Annotated in this window: 1 protein-coding gene; it reads right to left on the reverse strand. The window is 48.9% G+C overall.

The features are described from left to right. Positions 1-1,387, reverse strand: a 1,387-nt coding sequence (locus ACJ751_RS03375) for a TonB-dependent receptor domain-containing protein (RefSeq protein WP_407743962.1), incomplete at both ends; no start/stop codon positions are given.

Genomic DNA, 1,387 nt, shown 5'->3' on the forward strand with positions numbered 1-1,387 from the left:
CCTCCCCAGTCAGTGGCCATACCAGGTGTTACCTGCTCCGGGTCTATATATTTCGAATCCATTTTTGTTAAGGTGAACAGGTTCTGACCGGTAAAGTAGCAGCGAATGCGCTGCATCTTTAACCGTCTTGACCAGGCAACAGGCAGATTATAGCCCACCGTCAGGTTCTTTAACCGGATGTAGGCGATATCCTGAAGGTATTTATCATCCGGAATAGACAAATCGCCACCGGAGTAAGAACTATACCCGCGTAATAAAGGAAAGTAAGCATTGGGATTAGAAGGGCTCCAGATCTTATCGGGAAAATCTTTAGGTACAAACGCCACGTATGGACGGCCATAAGGTCCCCAGAATAAAGAAGACTCTACATCAGGCCACCAGTTCTGTTTGCCTATGCCCTGGAAGAAGAAAGAAAGATCGAAATTATTCCAGCTGAAATTACCATTGATGCCAAATGAATATCGGGGTAACTTATTACCAAGTCTTTCCAGGTCACCATGATCGGCGAGGGTATTCTTGCCATTGTTGATCACGCCATCAGGTTTTCCATCCGGCCCTGACAGATCTTTGAACTTAAGATCGCCTGCATGCAGTTTACTCCACTCGCCCGGCGAGGCTACGCGCTGGTCAAGATCTATATAATCCTGGTTGATGGGATAAGCTGCCGCTTCTGCATCGGACTGAAAATAACCATTGGTCCTGTATCCCCAGATCTCTCCTACCTGTTTTCCATCGTAATAGGTCAGGGTGTGTTCATCGCCCAGTATTTTGTTGGGGTTGTAATAGCGGGTGATCTTCGCCGTGTAATCAGACAGGGCAACACCAAATCCATAGGTGAAGCGTTTGCCCAGCAGCGTACCGCCATCCTGCCACTTAACGGATAACTCAAATCCATTGGTTTGCAGATCCCCTGCATTTTGTAATGGCGCCGCCGCTCCAAATACGGCCGGCAGCGTTAAACCAGGCGCCAGCATATTGGTAGTTTTACGGCGGTAGCGATCAAAGCTGATCTGCAAACGATTTTTCAGGAAAGCCGCATCGATACCCAGGTTCAGCGAAGCCGTACGCTCCCAGGTGAAATTGGGCGTTACAGGTGCAGGGGCACTCAACACCTGGGTTTTATTGCCACCCGTGAGGTAATTGGTCAATGAGCTGTTCATAAGCGGCACATAGGGATACAAGGCTGATGGCGAATTGTAATTTCCCAGGTCCTGGTTACCTAACGAACCATAAGAACCACGGAGCTTCAATTCCGACACAATATTGGTCAGCTTTTCAAAGAAAGCTTCCTTACTGATACGCCAGCCCGCAGATATGGAAGGGAAGAAACCAAACCGCTCACTGGAAGGGAACCGGGAGCTGCCGTCATAGCGGCCATCTACTTCCA

This window comes from Niastella sp. (genome assembly GCF_045805085.1).
GTDB lineage: Bacteria > Bacteroidota > Bacteroidia > Chitinophagales > Chitinophagaceae > Niastella.